Here is an 18660-nt window from a genome sequence, read left to right on the forward strand (position 1 = left end):
AGACTTCCTTCAGATTCCGTCTCACGACGGACACCCTTGTCCTCAGCTCATGGTTCCGACTACTACGGCCCATAGCGGACTTTCACCGCCTAGCTAATACCCATGCCGGGCGCACAAACAAAAAAGACTTTGAGCAAAAATCTCAAAGTCTTTTTTCATTTTAACTAATTTAAATTAAAATGTAGTTAAATCAAGCGTAACACTTGGTCCAAATGTTGAAGAAATGGAAGCGTGCTTGATGTATGTTCCACGTACTGAAGCTGGACGAGCCTTAGCCACAATATCTTCTAAAGTAGCCAAGTTTTCAACTAACTTGTCAGTATCAAATGAAACCTTACCGAATGGTACAGCAACGTTACCATCACGATCAGTCCGGTAAGTTACTTGACCAGCCTTGGCATCAGAAACAGCCTTAGCTACGTCCATCGTAACAGTACCAGTCTTAGGGTTTGGCATTAAGCCCTTAGGTCCAAGGACACGTCCTAAACGACCTACTTTAGGCATCATGTCTGGTGTTGCGATTGCAACATCAAAGTCAAGCCAACCGTCTTGAATCTTTTCTACTAAATCATCGTCGCCAACAAAGTCAGCACCAGCTTCTTGAGCAGCCTTAGCATTTTCACCATTAGCGAAAACAATAACTGTTTGATCCTTACCAGTACCATTTGGTAAAACAACGGCACCACGTAATTGTTGGTCAGCTTGCTTTGTGTCAACGTTTAAGTTAAATGCTACTTCGATAGTAGAGTCGAAGTTAGCGTAGGCAATATCTTTTACTAATTGGACAGCGTCTTTAACAGCGTATTCTTTCTTGCTGTCAACTTTCTTGAGCGCGTCTTGGTACTTCTTACCACGTTTTTTAGCCATCTTGTGTTTTCCTCCTTGCAAATGTGGTCTAACGGAGTTATACCTCCCACGTGGGTGCACTATTTTCATAGTGCATCCCGACTGCTAGTAATTAGTCTTCAACAGTGAAGCCCATGCTACGAGCAGTACCTTCAATCATGCGCATAGCTGCTTCTACGTCAGCTGCGTTTAGATCTTGCATCTTAGTTTCAGCGATTTCCTTAACTTGGTCCTTCGTTACTGAAGCAACCTTGTTTGTATTAGGTTCACCGGAACCATGTTCAACACCAGCGGCCTTCTTTAGTAAGACAGCAGCAGGTGGCGTCTTAGTAATGAAGTCGAATGAACGGTCCTCATATACAGTAATTACAACTGGGATCAACATACCCTTTTGGTCTGCAGTCCGTGCGTTGAATTCCTTAGTGAAGCCCATAATGTTAATACCTGCTTGTCCAAGTGCAGGACCTACTGGTGGAGCTGGTGTAGCGGCACCGGCAGGAATTTGCAACTTGACAATGTTAGCTACTTTCTTTGCCACGAGACAAAACCTCCTTAGTCCGTGTTGTGGTCATGATGAGGCAGTAAGTTTTACCTCTCCCACAGTATGTTAATAGCATACTTAGAAAACATACCACAATTCTCAATTTATTTCAACGATTTTTAAAATATTAAACTAACTAAAATGTATCAATCTGGTCGAAGCCTAATTCAGCAGCCGTTTCACGGCCGAACATTTCAACGGTTGCCTTAATCTTTTGCTTTTCGTGATCAACTTCTACAACCTTGGCAGTCATATTTGCAAAGGAGCCCGCAATAACTTTCACAGTATCGCCTTCCTTAACATCAATATCACTAACAGTTGTTTCAGTTCCCATCCGTTTCATAATCCGATCAACTTCTTCAGGAAGCAATGGGGTTGGTTTGGAACCACCACCGTGAGATCCTAAGAAACCAGTTACGCCGGGAGTATTACGAGCAATGTACCAAGCTTGATCAGTCATTACCATTTCAACTAAAACATAGCCTGGGAATGTCTTTTCAATTGTTTCTTTTGCTTGACCGTCCTTAACCTGGCGAACTTCTTCTTCAGGAACAACTACTCGAAAAATGTAGTCTTCCATCCCCATTGATTGAGCCCGTGATTCCAAGTTACTCTTAACCCGGTTTTCGTAACCAGAGTAGGTATGGAGCACATACCAACGTTTTTCATGTGATTCCACGATGAATCCTCCTATCATAATTCAAATCATTTTTCAGTAAAATAAAAAACTTCGTAATAGCTACGAAGTTCCCTTAGATTTAGTATAACAAACTAATTTCTATTTGACTACTAATGTTAAACAAAGAGTTTCATCATTAATTGAATTAACCAATCAAACAGAGCAAAGAATAGTACGAAGAACAGAGTCAATGAAACAACAATAGTCGTATCACGACGATTCTCTTTAGCTGTTGGCCATACAACTAGCTTCATTTCGTGGTTAACACTCTTAATAAATCGAATTAAGTGCATATTTTCCTCCACTATCTGCTTTCGCGATGAGTAGTATACTCACCGCAATGTTTACAGAACTTACGTAATTCTAATCGTTCTTGTCGTTGAGGGTTAGCGGTAATCGTATAATTACGCGCACCGCACTTTGTACATTCCAATGCTACTTTTTTCTGGGACATACTTATCACCTCCACACAGTACTTAGGTTAGCACGAATCAAGGTTTAAAAGCAATAAAATCAAAATTATTTTAAAGGATGACGAGAGTTGAAGCCTTGGTAGATCAATAAACTTGCCGCCACACTCGCATTTAAACTTTGAACATGCCCAACCATTGGAATTGTTAGCATTTCATCACAAGTTTTCTTTAGCAAAGACGAAATTCCTTTACCTTCATTACCAATAACTAAAGCAACAGCACCATGGGCATCCCATGTTCGGTAATCTTTTCCTTTCATATCAGTACCGAACAGCCAAACGCCTCGTTCCTGCAATTCTTTAGCAGTTTGAACCAGGTTTGTTACTCGGGCAACTGGTACGTGTTCAATTGCTCCCGTGGATGTTTTGGCAACCACTGAAGTCAACCCTACCGCTCGCCGGCGTGGAATAATAATACCATGAACACCAGCGGCATCAGCTGTCCGCATGATTGAACCTAAATTATGCGGATCTTCCAGTTCATCAAGAATGAGGAAAAATGGATCTTCACCATGCTTAGCCGCATTATCAAAAAGGTCATCAATAGTTGCATACTGGTATGCTGCGACAGCTAACACAACTCCTTGGTGATTTTGCCGGTCAGTCATCAAGTCCAATTTATTCTTAGGAACATTCGACACTACTAAGTGGCGTTCCTTCGCTAATTTAACAATCTGGGAAATAGCATCTGCCTTTAATCCCGACTGAATAAAAACTTTATTAATTTCTTGGTCAGATTTTAGTGCCATCACAGCTGGATGCCGACCAATAATAAAATCTGTATTCTCATTTTTCATGTGCTGTTCGCCCCGCTTCTACTTGTTCAATACACCATTGCGCTAATTCAGCTAATCGCTCTTCTTTACCAGCTAATTTGAGGTAACCCATCACCGCTTCAAATCCGGTAGAAATTCGATAAGTCATAACTGATGTATTCTTAGCATGGGTATGACTGTTAGCATTTCGGCCACGCTTAAAATACGACCATTCTTCATCAGACAATAACTCGTCTTCTTTCATCAAGTCAATAAGAGCCGCCTGTGCTTTTGCTGAAACATAGTGGGTAGCAATGTGTTGTAATTTCGTTGGCTTGCTAATTCCCTTGGTTAAAAGATGCTGACGAATGTAAACCTCATAAGCTGCATCCCCTAAATAAGCCAAAGCAATTCCATTAAGTTGTCGATAAACTGTTTGTACCATAAGGATCCTTTCTATTCCTTTTTATAACGTGTTCCTTGGGGAGTATCTTCAAGAATAATCCCTTGTTTCTTAAGATTGTCTCGGATTTCATCACTTCGCGCAAAATCTTTATTCTTCCGTGCTTTATTTCGTTCTTCAATCAATTGCTTGATCTTTTCATCATTAATTTGATTGTCACTTGCTTCAAGCTTAACGCCAAAAATACTCATTAATTCAACAAGCTCTTTTTTGATTGCTTGAATGGCACCTAAGTTAACATTATCTTGTTGAGCATAAACATTTGCATACTTAACTAATTCGTACACTGTGGCAATCCCATTTTGGACATTGATATCATCATCCATCGCCGTAATAAATTGGTGATGGAATTGTTCGAGACGATCAGTGACTTCTTGAACATCTCCTTCATCGGCATCTTGTTCACGATAAGTCAAGTTATCAAAGGCTGTTTGAATATGATTAAGATTATTTTGCGCATCAGTTAAATTGGCCTGACTATATTGAATTGGACGCCGATATTGAGTAGTTGCCATAAAGAAACGTAAAACTTGTGGATCTACTTCCTTGATAATTTCATGAACAGTAATGAAATTATGGAGAGACTTACTCATCTTCTCGTTATCTTTTCCAATTGTTACAAAACCATTATGCATCCAGTAACGAACAAACTTTTGACCTGTTTCTGCTTCACTTTGGGCAATCTCATTTTCATGGTGAGGGAATTCAAGGTCTTGTCCCCCTGCATGAATATCAATTGTCTTGCCCAAGTACTTAGTAGACATCACTGAGCATTCAATATGCCATCCCGGACGACCTTTTCCCCATGGTGAATCCCAACTAATTTCGCCGGGCTTAGCTGCTTTCCATAAGGCAAAATCGAGCGGATCTTCCTTTTTATTAACCTCATCTGTACTAACATGTTCACTTGCCCCAACTTCAAGGTCATCAAGTGATTGTCCAGAAAGTTGTCCATAGTGTTTAAACTTTCGTGCCCGATAATAAACATCCCCATCTTTAGGGTAGGCATATCCTTTTTCTACTAAGCCTTGAACGAACTTAATGATCTCGGTAATGTTTTCTGTTGCCCGGGGATGAAGAGTAGCTGGTTCAATATTAATTGCCGCGGTATCTTCCATAAAAGCATTGATATATTTCTCAGCTAATTGTGGAACAGTAATCCCTTGCTCGGCTGCTGCCTTAATCATCTTATCGTCAACGTCCGTAAAGTTTGAAACGTAATTTACTTTATATCCTTTAAATTCAAGATAACGCCGGACTGTATCAAAGGCGATCGCACTGCGCGCATTTCCGATATGAATGTAATTATAAACCGTCGGACCACAGACATACATGTTAACAACGCCTGGATGCAATGGCTTAAACTCTTCTTTTTTTCTTGTTAACGTATTGTAAATTGTTAGCATGTCTATCCGCTCCTTAAAAATCATTAATAAAGAATTAATTTGTACAGTTAATCTTACCACATTCCGTATTAGAATAGCATTTCTGATGGTATTAATTTGCATCCAAAAAATTATTTACCATTTGGTCATACTTTCTTCACATTCTACTGTTATTATATATATCGTAGTAAAGATGAACTTTACTACATCAATGAAACCTATTATTTTTCAATTACTCCTCCCAATAGTAACCGAAAAAAATATTTTCTTTTTTACGAAATCTCCCCCAAGATTATCGTAATACTCCCTAAGAAGCAGCTTTTTCCCGAGCTGCTTCTTTTTTGTTTAAAAAATAGCTGGAAGTAGAAATCTCTCTTTCTCTTCGCAGCCATTCTTTATTATTTTTTCTTGTCTTTATTATTCCGATTTTCTTTATGTTCCGTATCCGTATGCTCATCAATTCCTCGTTGTGAATGGAGCGGACGTGCAAAGATCATTCGACCGGCGTCTGTTTGAAGAGCACTAGTTACTTCAACTTCAATTTGTTTATCCATAAAGTAACGCCCATCTTCAACAACCACCATCGTTCCATCATCAAGATAAGCAACCCCCTGTTGTCGTTCAGTCCCTTTTTTCACAACAACAACCGTCATTGTTTCGCCCGGAATAACTCGCGGTCGCAATGATTTCGCCAAGTTATTAATATTCAATACTTGAACATTTTGGAATTGAATTACTTTATTAAGGTTATAATCATTTGTCACAATTACCCCATCGACTTTTTTAGCGAGGGCAATTAATTTACTATCAACCTCTGGAATGTCTTCAAAGTCCCCATCATACATTTCGATTGGAACAATTTTTTCTTTCCGTAACTTGTTTAAAATATCAAGGCCACGGCGTCCACGAACACGCTTAATACTTTCGCCAGAATCAGCAATATATTGTAATTCATATAAAACAAAGTTAGGGACCAGTAACGTTCCTTCTAAAAAGCCCGTTTTGACTAGATCATAAATGCGTCCATCAATCAGAATATTCGTATCTAGAATTTTATAATGATGGTAATTATCATCTTGACGTTCAATTACATTACCACCATCATTTTTGCCACTTTTGGCATGAGTAAATGCTTTGCGCCAATCATCTAACCGCGTCGTACCAATTCGAAAACCAAAATAACTAAAAACAATCATTAGAAGGATTGGCAAAATATTATTAATTACCGGAATCCTCGTTCTCCACAATGGAATGGAAATAAGAACTGCTAAAACTAAGCCAATAATCGTTAGCAAAGTCCCAAAGAAAAGGTATACGGGACTACGCTTGGTTAGTTCTTTTTCAATTCGCTGAATCAACTTTTCAGTGCCGCTAACCAATGGGAGTGATAATAGCCAGAAAATAAGTGCACCAATAATAATGTCGATAAATACTAATAATGCCGGATTAAGAGCGATGTTCAAAATCCCCCACAATAATGGCAAATAGTAAAATCCCACTGCCGCGCCAACTAGAATATAAATGAGAGTAATCATTCTACGCCGCATTTGCTTCATCCTTTCAATTATTTATTTTTACCCCAACGCTAAATATAACGCTTCTTTAAGGGTTGAGACACCAACTACTTGAATATTAGTTGACGGTTTCCAACCTTTTAAATTATTTTTGGGAATAAATATTCGTTTAAAGCCAAGTTTTTCTGCTTCAGCAACCCGCTGTTCAATGCGGTTTACTCGGCGAATTTCCCCAGTCAAACCTACTTCACCGACAAATGCATCAGTTGGCTGGGTTCCTTTATCCCGATAACTGGAGGCAATACTTACTGCAATTGCTAAATCAATTGCTGGCTCATCTAACTTAACGCCCCCCGCTGCTTTTAAGTAGGCATCTTGATTTTGAAGCATTAGGTTAGCACGTTTCTCTAATACTGCCATTATCAATGATACTCGATTTCTGTTCAAACCGGTAGCAGTTCGCTGTGCATTCCCATAAACAGTCGGTGTTACCAGTGCCTGAATTTCAACCAAAATTGGTCGCGTTCCTTCTAATGAAACAACGACCGCTGAACCGGTTGCATCATGTAATCGTTCCTCTAAAAAGATTTCTGATGGATTTTTTACTTCCGTTAGCCCATTTGTATGCATCTCAAAAATACCGAGCTCATTGGTTGAACCAAATCGATTTTTCACTGATCGCAATATACGATAAGTATGGTGCAGGTCTCCTTCAAAATACAAAACCGTATCAACCATGTGCTCTAAAATCTTGGGACCGGCGATTGCACCACCCTTTGTCACATGACCAACGACAAAAATTGTAATGTTATTACTTTTAGCAATCTGCATTAACTGGGCGGTAACTTCACGAATTTGCGATACACTACCAATTGCGGAGCTTACATCAGTTGCCTGCATTGTCTGTACTGAGTCAATAACTACATACTCTGGCTTGAGGTCACGAATAGTATCCTGAATACTATCCATGTTCGTTTCTGGATACACATAAAAGTCATCCCCAACAACTTTCAACCGTTCCGCCCGCATTTTAATTTGCGTCCCACTTTCTTCTCCAGACACATATAAAACCCGGTGATGCTCATCACTTAATTGTCCAGAAACTTGTAAAAGGAGGGTTGATTTTCCGATTCCAGGATCCCCACCAATTAGAATTAGCGATCCTGGAACGATTCCACCACCTAATACGCGATTTAACTCGTTCAATTTTGTTTTAACACGAGGAGTTTCTGTACTATCAATCTCATTAATTTTCTGTGGTTTAGCAACTAAGCCGGTTAAGGTGGTAGTTGCTTTTTTCGTTGGAGCCGCACTGGTTTCTACCTGTTCTTCTACTAAAGTATTCCACTCACCACAGTTTGGACACCGCCCTAAGTAGCGTGGTGAGTTATAACCACAGTTTTGGCAAACATATTGTGTTCGAACTTTTGCCATTGCTTTAATTCCTCTCTAAGTTTATTTATTCTTTTGTTGAACCAAATCCACCAGTCCGTTTAGCGGTTGGTTGTTCTTCACCATCAGCGATTAAATATGGCATAAAAATTCCCTGACCGATCCGTTCTCCCTTCTTTATATGATAATCCCGTAGCCCATAGTTAATAAGTTGGAAGAAGATTTCACCTTCATTACTATCATTATCATAATAATCTGCATCCACAATGCCGATTCCATTTGGTAGAATCAAGCGGCGTTTAAAAGGACCACTTGATCGGTTAGCTAATAAAAGAAATTCATCAGGTTGCATATAGGCTTTGATGCCGGTGGGTACTAAGTATGGCTTTAAGCAGGAATCAGCAGCCTTAAATTCTTCATCAGTTAGCTTTTTTTGTTGATGGATTTGCCATAGCGCCTTCAAGAAATTGCCCTTCCAAATTGATGGCAGAATAAAATCTTCTGATGCCTCAAAATCATATCCGGCCGCCCGAGTTGTTTGCCGTTGGGGTAAATGTATATCTTGGCCTTTCTTACTAGAAACAATCTTAAATCCACGTTTCATTACGTTCACCTCATAGTGTTTTATTCTTAATAATTCCAGTATACTATTATATGCTAGATAATAAGTTAATGGTATCGCTTTGATAACTTGACTTTTAAAAGCAGTTTATCGAAAATTATTATGAAAGGATGTGTTTATATGCAATATCGAGTTGATGGGCAGCGGATCATTGCTTTTGATGATCAAGAACCTTTAGTTGGCGAGATCAGTTTTCCAAAAGTTCCAGATACAAATGATCATGTTGTTGTCGAACGCGTTTTTGTGCAACCAACTTACCGTGGGCAAGGAATTGCAGCTGAACTAGTACGTCAATTTGTGGATTATGCAACAAAAAAACAATACATTGTCAAGCTCATGTGTCCATATGCGGTAGCGCAATTCAAACTACATCCAGAATATCAGCAACTATTGCCAGTTGCAGATCGCTTTAATTAGGAGGAATATTAATGGATCAAAATGCATTAAAAGAACAAACAGGTAAGGAATCAGTTAAGTACATTAAATCTGGGATGATTGTCGGTCTTGGAACTGGATCAACCGTTAAATATATGGTTGATGAGCTTGGTAAGCAAGTCCAAGAAGGTAAAATCAAAGATATCATCGGTGTAACAACTTCAAACCGAACTGCTAAGCAAGCACGCGATCTCGGAATTACAATTAAAGATATTGATGACGTTAACCACATCGATTTAACTATTGACGGGGCCGATGAAATCAGTGATGACTTCCAAGGTATCAAAGGTGGCGGTGGTGCCCTCCTTTGGGAAAAGATCGTTGCCAATGCCTCAAATAAAGTAATGTGGATTGTCGACGAAAGCAAACTCGTCCACAAACTTGGTGCTTTCCCTCTTCCGGTTGAAGTAATCCCATTTGGTTCCCAACATGTCTTTGACCGTCTTGAAAAGAAAGGCTACAAGCCAACTTGGCGGATGGACGGAGATAAAAAGTTCCGTACTGATGAAAATAACTATATTATTGACCTTCACCTTGGCGAAATTGATGATCCGAAGGCCTTAGCCGATGAATTGATCCACATGGTTGGGATTGTCGAAACTGGTTTATTCTTAAATCGAGTTAACGACGTAATTGTTGGTACTCCAGAAGGCCCAAAGGTATTGCACGCTCGTTAATTCAATCTATTCAAAGGAGATATTGCAAATGAGCTTTTCAATTAATAAAGAAGATATCGCTAGTTTTCATAAAAACTACCGTCATCACCCTAATAGCAGTGTCTTAGAAAATACTGTTACAAAAAACGGTGTACGGAATGCCAGCTTTAATTGGCATTCAATTGCTGATAATACTCCTCATTTCTCCATTGACCTCAAAACAGGGGACGTTGCTGATCAAAAACAATCCGGTCGTTGTTGGATGTTTGCGGCACTCAACACAATGCGTCATGATATGCAGCAAAAGTTTAACTTGCCTGATAATTTTGAACTTTCACAAGCTTACCAGTTCTTCTGGGACAAGTTTGAAAAATCCAATTACTTCTACCAAAACGTAATTAAGACTGCTAAAAAGCCTACCGACAGCCGAAAAGTTTCATGGTTAATGAACGAGCCACAAAACGATGGTGGGCAATGGGATATGCTCTGTGCCCTTATCAGCAAATATGGGGTTATGCCAAAAGCGGCAATGCCCGAATCATTTAACTCTTCTAACTCACGGGGAATTGATGAAGTCCTAAACAACAAGCTTCGTCATGATGCCGTTATTTTGCGGAAAATGATTAACGAAGATCATGCAAATGAAGAAGCAATTGACGAAGCGCGCCGTAAGATGTTAAACGAAAATTATCGAATGCTTGCTTACACGTTTGGTGAACCGGTTAGCCACTTTGACTTCGAATATCGGACAAAGAAGGACAACGAATTCCACCGCGATACTAATCTTACACCACAAGAATTCTTCAAGAAGTATGTTGGCTGGAACCTTGATGACTATATCTCAATTATCCAAGCACCAACTGCTGATAAGAAGTACCACCAAACTTACACCATTGACATGCTTGGTAATGTCGTTGGCGGTCGCGAAATTAAGCACTTAAACCTGCCAATGGATGAATTTAAGCAACTTGCGATTGAACAATTAAAGAATGGCGAAAGCGTTTGGTTTGGTTCAGATGTTATTAAATATTCAGAAACTAAACTTGGGATTATGGCCCTTAACACTTATGACTACGACAAACTATTTGATATTGATCTTGAAATGACCAAAGCTGAAGCACTGGATTATGGTGAGAGCATGATGGATCACGCAATGGTTATCACTGGTGTTGATCTTGTCGATGGTAAACCAACTAAGTGGAAAGTCGAAAACTCATGGGGAAACAAGGTCGGTCATAAAGGTTACTTTGTTATGAGTGATGATTGGATGGACAAGTACTGCTACCAAGTCGTCATTAATAAGAAGTACCTTAGCGAAGATCTTAAACGTGATTACGCTAAGAGCCCAGTTGTTCTTAAGCCTTGGGATCCAATGGGAACTTTAGCATAATAATTTAACATTAATTTGTGAAAAAGCTGTGATAAACATATTTTATTTATGGCTTTAAAAAAAGATCTCTAACATAGACGTTGGAGATCTTTTTTATTATTCAGTAATATCTGCACCGAAGTACTTTTCAGATAGCTTCTTGACTGTGCCATCTTGTTGAAGTTCCTTAAGCGCTTTGTTGTAGGAAGATTGAATAGCAGTATCTTTCTTGTTAAAAAGCGCTGAAATCTTGGCTGGATCTTGTTCACTAGAAACATCAATCATCTTGAGACCCTTAGTACTGTTCTTCTTGCTGTAAGCGTACCATGCTTCACGCGAGTTAACGGTTCCGGCAGCCCGACCTTGCTTGATCATATCTAAGGAACTAGCAAAATCGCCATTTGGTGTAAGGTTACCCTTATATTTTTTAACCACATTCGCATTATTAGTTCCTGTACCAGCAATAATTTTCTTCCCCTTAATATCCTTCAAGCTCTTGATATTACTATCAGTAGGAACAATTAATGCAAACCGTGACTTAATATATGGCGTAGAGAAATTATATTGCTTTGCTCGTTCTGGTGTCTGTGTAATGTTGTTCATTACTACATCAAACTTACCTGAACCAAGGCCGGCAATTAGCGAATCCCATTTAGTTGGTACAAAGTTAGCTTTTAAGCCCATCTTTTTAGCAACTGCTTTACCAAGGTCTACTTCAAAACCAGTTAATTTATTATTTTTACGGTAAGAATACGGGGAGTAAGTTCCCTCAAGACCAATTGTCAATTCTCCCTTATGAACTAATTCTGAATTAACAGCTGATGAAGCAGCAGAGACACCTGTAATTCCCGCAGAGGTACCGACTGTTAAGGCTGCAATTGTTAATAGTGCTTTCTTCCAAAATTTCATTATTCTAAACTTCCTTTATTTTAAATTTTCCATTGTCATTGAGGCGATAAAGTTCTTAATTCGTTTATTTGGATTATCTGGAGCAAAAAACTCATCCGGAGTACCATCATATAAAATTTCGCCATTTTCCACAAAAATAATCTTATCCGCAACATGTTTCGCAAAGACCATGTTATGAGTAACAATTACCATTGATTGTTTTTCTTCAGCTAATTGCAATAGAACCTTCAACACACTAAGTTCTAATTCTGGATCTAGAGCAGAAGTTGGTTCATCAAGTAAGATATACTTTGGTGACATTGCCAATGCCCGAGCAATCGCTACCCGCTGTGCCTGTCCACCTGATAATTCATTCGGATAGGTTTCCCCGTAATCTGCTAAGCCCACTTTAGCAAGTAAATTATGCGCATTTGCAATTGCTTCTTTTTTCGGCTGTTTCAAAACCTGTGTTGGTCCTTCAATAATATTACCAAGGACAGTTTTATTAGGGAAAAGATTGTAGTCTTGAAAAACCATCCCTGTTTCTTGACGAATTGCCAACTTATCTTTATTGCTTATTTTTTGACTGAAATCCAAATGATGATCATCAAAATCGTACTGGCCGCTCTCTGGCATTACTAGTAAGTTAAGCGATCGAAGAATTGTTGATTTTCCAGATCCAGATGGACCAACCATTACTGTTGTTTTACCTGTAGGAAACTCTAACGTGGTATTTTTCAAGACATTTTTATTACCAAAACTTTTATTAATATTTGTTAATTTCATTTTTCTCACCTATTATTTGCATTCACTTGCCGATCTACTACCCGCTCAAGATATCCTTGAAAATAAGATAGAATTGTCGTAAAGACAGCGTAAACCATTGCTACTAAAGTATACATAAGTAATGGTTGATAATTTTCGGCCGCAATTTGTTGACTAACGGCAAACATTTCCATAATTGTAATTGAAGCAGCCAGTGACGTGTCCTTTACCAAGCTTATAAAACTATTTGATAGCGGCGGTAAAGCTACTCTTAAGGCTTGCGGTAAAATAATTCGCCATAAGATTTGCAACCTCGTCATTCCGATTGCTGCGCCTGCTTCCCATTGCCCAGTAGGAACTGAACTGATCGCTGCTCGAATTGTTTCTGAAGCATAAGCACCGGTATTAAGCGAAAATGTAATAATGCCAGCTGTAAATGGCTCTAATTTTATTCCATGCGGTAGGACTCCCTTAATTCTCAGATATGGCAGTCCAAAGAATACAATAAATAATTGAACTAGCAGCGGTGTTGACCGAAAAAGCCAGACGTAAAAACTAGCAATCCACTTAAGAATCATGAATGCACCACGCTGACGTGAAAGACGAATTAAAGCTGTTACTAATGCAATAATCAGCCCAAAGAAAAATGAAATAATCGCTAACGGAATCGTATATTTAAATCCCGCTGCTAAGAGTTGTGGTAAAGATGTCTTGATAATTTCCCACATAAGTCACAGTTTCCCTTCTTCTATAATTAATCTAATTTTTTAAGTGCTTGTTGCAAGTCAGCAATAATATCTTCAGGGTCCTCAATTCCCACTGAAAGACGAATCAACTCATCTTTAATTCCGTTTTCTAATCGTATTTCCCGGGGAATAGATCCATGGGTCATGACAGCTGGAACTTCAATCAAGCTTTCAATCCCTCCTAAACTTTCGGCAAGATCAATTAATTGTAGACTTTCAACAAACTTCTTCGCATCTAAACCGTCCTTAAGTTCAAAGGAGATCATTGCGCCAAAGTTACGCATTTGCTTAGCTGCAACCTCATGACCAGGGAAGTCTTTTAAGCCTGGATAATAAATTTTTCCAATATGATTATCATTTTGGAGGAAGTTAATAACTTCATTCGCATTTTCTTGGTGAACTCGCATCCGCGCACCAAGTGTTTTCATCCCCCGTTGTAATAGCCAACTATCATCAGGACCAAGCGTACTACCAATTGAGTTTTGCAGGAATGCTAATTGTTCAGCGATCTCCTCATCGTTAGTAACTGCTAATCCCGCGACAACATCACTATGGCCACCTAAATATTTGGTTGCGGAGTGAACAACAATATCTGCCCCAAGGGTTAACGGTTGTTGATTATAAGGAGTGGCAAAGGTATTATCAACAATTGTCTTTACTCCATGCTTCTTTGCGATATCGGCAATTGCTTTAATATCAGCGATTTGTAGGAGCGGATTAGTCGGTGTTTCAAAGTAAACTGCAACGGTATTATCTTGAATTGCATTTTCTACTGCTTCAAGGTCTTGCATATCAACAACAGTAAATTCAAGGCCAAAGCGTTTTAATACCTTATTGATTAACCGGAACGTTCCCCCATATACATCACTACCAACTACAAAATGATCGCCTTGAGAGAATAAAGAAAAAGTAGCATGAATAGCAGCAGATCCAGAAGCAAATGCAAAGCCGGCTGCCCCATGTTCAAGCTCTGCGATTAATTTTTCAAGAGACGCACGTGTTGGATTTCCTGTCCGAGAATATTCCCATTTAGGTTCACCGCCAAGAACGTGTTGATGGAATGTTGATGAACGGTAGATCGGCGTTGAAACGGCACCAGTTGTTGGATCCTCGCTATTACCGCCATGAATTAATTGTGTGTTGAATTTCATAATATCTATCTCCTTTAGAATGCAAAAACGAATACAAAAAAGGCGCAAACTCAAGAACTTCTCACTTGAATTTGCGCCTTATGCATTTATTCCCGATTACGTTAGCAGTTACTCAACTAAAAGTAAGCACACCAAACTGTGGGTCGCATAAGACGCGATCCACAACAACAAACAGTAGCGTTAATTAATTGTTTGTTAAACATGACGTGTTCCTCCTAACTTAGTATGTCAAAAGCATAACTTATAAAAAATAAGTTGTCAATACAATTACAAAAATTTATTTAAATTGATCGTCAAGAAACTTCTGCACAATGTTATAAATTGTTGGACTCCAGAAATCTCGTTCATGGTTCGCACCCTTAACCCGGTACGCTTCAACAGAATTTCCATTATCCTTCAACCGCATATACATTTTTTCCATTTGTTCATATGGAACAACTTTATCAGCATCTCCGTGGAACAATAAGAATGGTGGATAGTTTTGCCCATCTTTGACTTGATATAGGGGACTCATTTGCTTTTCAATTTCTGGCCACTTTGATACATCAGACCCCAATAAGCAATATTGCAGTAACTTATTTCCTGGAACGTTAGCATCATACTCAAAGGTCTTCTCCACGTCCATTGGTGCAAAACAACTAACCACAGCATCTACTGCATCCGATTCGTCTTGATAAAGGTCAACTTTATAGCGCGGATCATCACCCGTTAAGCCGACTAGCATTGCCGCATTGGCTCCAGAGGAAGTTCCCCAAATTGCAACCTGTTGCGGATCAACTGCATATTTTTGCGCATTTGCCCGCAAGAAGCGAATGGCAGTCTTAACATCTTGCAAAAAGGCCGGAAATGGGTGTCCATTGATTGAACTACGATGTTGAACAGTCGCCACAATATAACCTGCCCGAACAAATTGAACCAGTTGTGGAATTTCTTCCCCCATTTTTGGTGTTCGCCACGAGCTTCCTTGAACAAAAACAATCAATGGCCGTGGTTCTGTTTGATATTGTTTTGGGAAACGTTGCGTCCACGGTGCTAAGATCGACATATGTAATGCTTCCCCATCCATTGCACCATAAACAATATTTTCAATTAAGCGTACTTGGCCGCTTAACGTTGGGTTATTTGCTAATTCGTGTATTGTCATCAATTTCACCATCCATTGTTATAAAAGTCTTTTTAATGACATTAAGATGGTCATCAAAGCGATATAAAATTGGCTTTCCATTTGGAACTTCCACTTTATCAATATCATCATCTGAAATACCATCTAAATATTTAATTAGTGCCCGCAAAGAACTACCGTGGGCAACAATTAACTGATTATGTCCATCGATTAAACGAGGCGCAATATGGTCTTGCCAATATGGGAGGAGTCGTTGGAGCGTCATTTCTAAACTCTCACTAAGCGGAATCTTAACTCCTAAGCGATCATAACGGCGATCATGCTGACGTTCTTTTAATTGTGGTGGTAAATCCTTAAAACCACGCCGCCATTTATGAAGCTGTTCTGCACCGATTTCTTTCTTCACTTCATCTTTGTTCCGACCACTTAATGCCCCATAATGACGTTCATTTAGTCGCCACGTTTTATGAACAGGAATATATAACTGATTAATTTCTTCGAGGATAATATTAGTCGTCATGATTGCCCGTTCCATGTAGGACGTATACGCATCACTAAATTTGATACCTAGTTTTAGCAATTCCTTGCCGACTAATTCCCCCTGTTCAATTCCTTTAGGGGTCAATGGAACATCAGTCCAGCCAGTAAAAATATTATCACGGTTAGCTTGACTTTGCCCATGACGTACAATTACTAATTCTGCCATTTTTTTCACTCCCCTTTGCCACTATCTTATAATAGCGCATTTCACTAGTGCTTAACAATTAAACTAGCTGCAGAAGGTTATTTTACAGCCGACTTTTCTGCCGTATAATTATTAAGGTAAGTATTTGAGGAAAGGAAAAATTAAACTGATTTGGTTTAATTCTCAATTTTATGAAATCTAAAATTGCTAATCTAATTAATTGGGGGCTCCCATACTGTGCTATCGCTGCAATGGCCTATTTAATCATGTTCCCCCAGTTTGTATCACATGGAGTTATTTTAGGAACAGACTCCATTTTTCATTTTAACCGTTTTTACGATGCAGCCAAGCAAATTCAACAGCTTAATTTTAGCTATTTTCAAAGTAATTATAGTTTTCAACAAAGTGGTCGCATCATCAATGCGGTTTATGGGCCCCTCTTTGCATATTTAAATGGGACTATTCTTGGAATAGTAGGAACTTGGTATCAATATCAGATCGTTACTACCTTTATCGTTTATCTATTAGGTGGGATCGGCATGTACCGGCTTGGCATCCGTGTTCATAGTAAACGGACCTTTGCAATTATCTGTGCCTTAATTTATATGAACATTGGATGGCTTCCGCGATGGGAATTAGCGCAGAACATGAATGCATGGGGAGCTGCTCTGGCCCCCTATATGGTAATTTGTGGAGTACGGATGATCCAGGACCACCAACGACCAGTCAACTGGCTACAATTGATGACCCTAATGACAATCATCATTCAAATTCATATGCTAAGTTCTTTGTTTTTTGTGGCTACGCTAACACCGTTCTTTATTATTGGTTTAATTATAACGACTAACCGTAAGCAAATGTGGATCGAAACGCTAAAGGCAGTCGGCGGAACGGTTATTTTAACGGCCAATGTCTGGGGAGCTCTATTAATGCTTAACCTCCACAATAATATTGCCCATCCTGCTGATTTTAGTCTCGCAGATAACGTATTATTGCCCTCAATGTTTAGCAGTACACGCGATTATCTAATCTATGCAATGTGGATTCTCTTTATCCTTCAACTCATCTACGTATTATTTACTTTTAAAAAATCGCTTATTAATACAGTACTGACATTACTTGGTTCTTTGATTTTCTTACTTAGTTCTTTCCTTACTCCTTGGTCCTTTTTCCAAGATGTGATCCCTGCACTTGGTCACACTTTGCAGTTTCCAAACCGGTTAACAATTATTGCCTTTCCTCTTTTGCTTGCAGGAGTTGGGATCAGTGCTACAACCCTTGATAAAAAAGCGCAAGAGATTGACTTGCGAAATCAATTAATCACCGGCATCCTCTTACTAATGGTTTTTCTGGTCTTTACTCCTACAACAATTGATGTTTACAAACGAGCAGCCCGCTATGACTCAGAAATTGTCCTTAATAGTTTTAGTGCAATTACCCGAGTAAGTGAAAATAAGGCCGCACTTCGACACTCTGTCCATGATCTTTATCCTGGTCAATTGTTAACGATGGTCGAAAAGAGAAGTCCTGACTATTTACCAATTCCTAAGAAGTACATGAATCAAAAATATGTTCGTTCTTATGCCTATGAAGGGCAAATTATTAATGAATCGCACAAATATACTCATACTGTCTTGCCTCATGGGGGATTACAATTATCATGGGAAGCAGGAAAAGCAGGAAAAGTACGGTTGCCAATTATTACGTATCATGAATCAAAATTAACGGTTAATGGCCAGCTACTTCGCCACTATCAGCGATCCTCAGTTGGTGCTCCTTACATTCAACAGCGTAAAGGGAAAAATACTGTTACTCTCTACTTTAAGCAAGCACGGTGGTTCACCGCCTTACTAGTAATCTCATTAGTTGGTCTTAGCATGCTTGCAATTTATGGTCTTTATTATTTCTGTACCCATATTAAGAAATACTTCCAAGGGGTTACCGCTGGACAAATTAATTAACACAACAAGAGGCTGGGAGAAAACTTTTGTTTTCTCTCAGCCTCAACTACTTTTATGAACAATAGAAAGATAACGTGGAACTAGCTTCGCGTCGCCACAAGGCTCGCGTCTAAGTACGAACGATAATCAGCCCGTGCCGTGCTAATCATCGTCCTAGCTTAGCCAACCGCCTTGTCGAGGAGGTTATTTCCCACTCTCTTTGTTATAACTTT

21 protein-coding genes are annotated in these 18660 nt (G+C 39.2%); 4 read left to right on the plus strand and 17 right to left on the minus strand.

Annotated features, from left to right (window positions below; genetic code table 11):
- Nucleotides 1-174: 174 nt before the first annotated feature.
- From rplA to H5S10_RS03000, 11 genes are all read right to left on the minus strand, one after another.
- On the minus strand, nt 175-867 hold the full coding sequence (gene rplA / locus H5S10_RS02950; protein ID WP_003666300.1) for a 50S ribosomal protein L1: 693 nt from the start codon (nt 865-867) through the stop codon (nt 175-177).
- Between the two features lie 91 nt (nt 868-958).
- On the minus strand, nt 959-1384 hold the full coding sequence (gene rplK / locus H5S10_RS02955; protein ID WP_003666299.1) for a 50S ribosomal protein L11: 426 nt from the start codon (nt 1382-1384) through the stop codon (nt 959-961).
- Nucleotides 1385-1523: 139 nt separating this feature from the next.
- Complete coding sequence (gene nusG, locus H5S10_RS02960) at nt 1524-2066, minus strand: transcription termination/antitermination protein NusG (RefSeq protein WP_003666296.1); 543 nt, start codon at nt 2064-2066, stop codon at nt 1524-1526.
- Between the two features lie 116 nt (nt 2067-2182).
- Nucleotides 2183-2359: a preprotein translocase subunit SecE gene (secE, locus tag H5S10_RS02965; protein WP_003666294.1), complete on the minus strand. Its 177-nt coding sequence runs from the start codon at nt 2357-2359 to the stop codon at nt 2183-2185.
- Nucleotides 2360-2370: 11 nt separating this feature from the next.
- Nucleotides 2371-2520 carry a 50S ribosomal protein L33 gene (rpmG, locus tag H5S10_RS02970; RefSeq protein ID WP_094502079.1) on the minus strand — a complete coding sequence of 50 codons (150 nt, stop codon included), beginning with the start codon at nt 2518-2520 and terminating at the stop codon, nt 2371-2373.
- A gap of 65 nt (nt 2521-2585) precedes the next feature.
- Complete coding sequence (rlmB, locus tag H5S10_RS02975; protein ID WP_003666291.1) at nt 2586-3335, minus strand: 23S rRNA (guanosine(2251)-2'-O)-methyltransferase RlmB; 750 nt, start codon at nt 3333-3335, stop codon at nt 2586-2588.
- Nucleotides 3325-3738 carry a Mini-ribonuclease 3 gene (locus H5S10_RS02980; RefSeq protein ID WP_182586232.1) on the minus strand — a complete coding sequence of 138 codons (414 nt, stop codon included), beginning with the start codon at nt 3736-3738 and terminating at the stop codon, nt 3325-3327. Before H5S10_RS02980 ends, rlmB begins: the two co-directional genes overlap by 11 nt.
- 11 nt (nt 3739-3749) lie before the next feature.
- Nucleotides 3750-5162 (minus strand): cysteine--tRNA ligase, encoded by a 1413-nt coding sequence (gene cysS, locus H5S10_RS02985; protein WP_182586233.1) that lies wholly within the window; start codon nt 5160-5162, stop codon nt 3750-3752.
- A 377-nt stretch (nt 5163-5539) separates the two neighbouring features.
- Nucleotides 5540-6697 (minus strand): PIN/TRAM domain-containing protein, encoded by a 1158-nt coding sequence (locus H5S10_RS02990; protein ID WP_182588645.1) that lies wholly within the window; start codon nt 6695-6697, stop codon nt 5540-5542.
- Nucleotides 6698-6715: 18 nt separating this feature from the next.
- Entirely contained in the window at nt 6716-8089 is a 1374-nt protein-coding gene (radA, locus tag H5S10_RS02995) for a DNA repair protein RadA (RefSeq protein ID WP_182588646.1), read from the minus strand.
- A 25-nt stretch (nt 8090-8114) separates the two neighbouring features.
- The gene (locus H5S10_RS03000) at nt 8115-8651 is read right to left on the minus strand and encodes a dCTP deaminase/dUTPase family protein (RefSeq protein WP_094502087.1); all 537 of its coding nucleotides are present in this window, start codon (nt 8649-8651) and stop codon (nt 8115-8117) included.
- 138 nt (nt 8652-8789) lie between these two features.
- Here H5S10_RS03000 and H5S10_RS03005 point away from each other — a divergent pair, with 138 nt between their 5' ends.
- Genes H5S10_RS03005 through H5S10_RS03015 form a run of 3 tightly spaced genes read left to right on the plus strand, consistent with a single transcriptional unit; the run spans nt 8790 to nt 11150 of the window.
- Nucleotides 8790-9086: a GNAT family N-acetyltransferase gene (locus H5S10_RS03005; RefSeq protein ID WP_167594066.1), complete on the plus strand. Its 297-nt coding sequence runs from the start codon at nt 8790-8792 to the stop codon at nt 9084-9086.
- Between the two features lie 11 nt (nt 9087-9097).
- Nucleotides 9098-9781 carry a ribose-5-phosphate isomerase RpiA gene (rpiA, locus tag H5S10_RS03010; protein ID WP_182588647.1) on the plus strand — a complete coding sequence of 228 codons (684 nt, stop codon included), beginning with the start codon at nt 9098-9100 and terminating at the stop codon, nt 9779-9781.
- Between the two features lie 28 nt (nt 9782-9809).
- Entirely contained in the window at nt 9810-11150 is a 1341-nt protein-coding gene (locus H5S10_RS03015; RefSeq protein ID WP_182588648.1) for a C1 family peptidase, read from the plus strand.
- 96 nt (nt 11151-11246) lie between these two features.
- Here H5S10_RS03015 and H5S10_RS03020 read toward each other — a convergent pair whose 3' ends face one another.
- From H5S10_RS03020 to H5S10_RS03045, 6 genes are all read right to left on the minus strand, one after another.
- Nucleotides 11247-12038 (minus strand): transporter substrate-binding domain-containing protein, encoded by a 792-nt coding sequence (locus tag H5S10_RS03020; RefSeq protein WP_019252231.1) that lies wholly within the window; start codon nt 12036-12038, stop codon nt 11247-11249.
- A gap of 15 nt (nt 12039-12053) precedes the next feature.
- Entirely contained in the window at nt 12054-12803 is a 750-nt protein-coding gene (locus tag H5S10_RS03025) for an amino acid ABC transporter ATP-binding protein (RefSeq protein WP_182586237.1), read from the minus strand.
- A gap of 5 nt (nt 12804-12808) precedes the next feature.
- Nucleotides 12809-13510: an amino acid ABC transporter permease gene (locus H5S10_RS03030; protein WP_019252233.1), complete on the minus strand. Its 702-nt coding sequence runs from the start codon at nt 13508-13510 to the stop codon at nt 12809-12811.
- 26 nt (nt 13511-13536) lie between these two features.
- A complete protein-coding gene (locus tag H5S10_RS03035) occupies nt 13537-14679 on the minus strand; it encodes a trans-sulfuration enzyme family protein (protein WP_182586238.1) in 1143 nt (380 codons plus the stop codon).
- Between the two features lie 277 nt (nt 14680-14956).
- Nucleotides 14957-15823 (minus strand): alpha/beta hydrolase, encoded by an 867-nt coding sequence (locus H5S10_RS03040; RefSeq protein WP_182588649.1) that lies wholly within the window; start codon nt 15821-15823, stop codon nt 14957-14959.
- Nucleotides 15798-16508: a 2,3-bisphosphoglycerate-dependent phosphoglycerate mutase gene (locus H5S10_RS03045; protein WP_182588650.1), complete on the minus strand. Its 711-nt coding sequence runs from the start codon at nt 16506-16508 to the stop codon at nt 15798-15800. Before H5S10_RS03045 ends, H5S10_RS03040 begins: the two co-directional genes overlap by 26 nt.
- A gap of 170 nt (nt 16509-16678) precedes the next feature.
- Here H5S10_RS03045 and H5S10_RS03050 point away from each other — a divergent pair, with 170 nt between their 5' ends.
- The gene (locus tag H5S10_RS03050) at nt 16679-18448 is read left to right on the plus strand and encodes a glycosyltransferase family protein (RefSeq protein ID WP_182588651.1); all 1770 of its coding nucleotides are present in this window, start codon (nt 16679-16681) and stop codon (nt 18446-18448) included.
- Nucleotides 18449-18660: the final 212 nt, after the last annotated feature.

Source organism: Limosilactobacillus balticus, from assembly GCF_014145615.1.
Taxonomy (GTDB): Bacteria; Bacillota; Bacilli; order Lactobacillales; family Lactobacillaceae; genus Limosilactobacillus; species Limosilactobacillus balticus.